At 59.1% G+C, this 1,002-nt stretch carries 2 pseudogenes; one reads left to right on the plus strand and one right to left on the minus strand.

What is annotated here, in order from left to right:
• Positions 1 to 238 (plus strand): annotated as a pseudogene (locus BFD71_RS38685) (IS481 family transposase); the annotation flags it as partial.
• Positions 239 to 806: 568 nt separating this feature from the next.
• Here BFD71_RS38685 and BFD71_RS38690 read toward each other — a convergent pair.
• Positions 807 to 1,002, minus strand: a pseudogene (locus BFD71_RS38690) (LysR family transcriptional regulator); the annotation flags it as partial.

Genomic DNA, 1,002 nt, shown 5'->3' on the forward strand with positions numbered 1-1,002 from the left:
GCCCAGTGCGCACCGGTATCCGGAGACACTGCCGCCGATCGAATATCGCAGCGACGACACGGTGGTACGCGTGGGGTGGAATGGAGAACTCCGTTTCCGGTGCCGGTGTTTCAAGGTTTCAAATGCGCTGCACAAGCTGCCGGTTGCGGTGCGCCCCAGCGCAGGAAGCGGCAACCGCTATGACCTGTTTTTCCTGCATCATCATTTCGGAACCATCAACCTGGACCATCCCGAATGAGCGGATCATGTGTTACCCATGTCCCCGCACACCTGTTACCCATGTTTCCGGTCCATACACAGCGGCAAAGAAAGTAGGCAAAGAAAGCCGCTCAAACCGCCAATGCCTGCCACAGTTCACATCTCGACGTAAATGGTGAATGGCTCCGGAGCGTCTGTCACCTCGCACCTTCAAAGGTAGTGACAAGGCGCTCATCCTTCCGGCGGCGCTGCGCGCGCCGAATGGCATAACCGAAAACTATTGGTGCGCGTGCGTTCTCGCGAACCTTGGCAATCCCCCCAGGTTTCCCATGCAGACCCCACCGCAGCGCGCGAAGCGAGCAGCGGGATGAATGAGCGCCTTGTCACTAACTCTGAAGGTGCGAGGTGACAGACGCTCCGGAGCCATTCACCATTTACGTCGAGATGTGAACTGTGGCAGGCGCTGGCGGTTTGAGCGGCTTTCTTTGCCTACTTTCTTTGCCGCTGCAAAGAAAGTAGGTGCCGCCCCGCACAGGGGCAACGCCTGCATACCGACGCGAACACAAGTAAAGGCCAAAGCTAAAGGCCAAAGCAAAAACCGCAAACGCTCAGACCGGCGCCAACTGCAGCCCCTCCAGCAACTGTCGCACCCGCGAGAGATCGCGATTCACCGTGCCAGCATCCTCGAACAATTCCGCAAGCCAGTCGACAAACACGCGCACACGCGGCGACAACTGTCGAGACTTCACGAACGCCACCGATACCGGCGTGGGCAGCGGCTTCCACTGCGGCAGCACCTCGACC

This window comes from Paraburkholderia nodosa (assembly GCF_001718195.1).
GTDB lineage: Bacteria > Pseudomonadota > Gammaproteobacteria > Burkholderiales > Burkholderiaceae > Paraburkholderia > Paraburkholderia nodosa_A.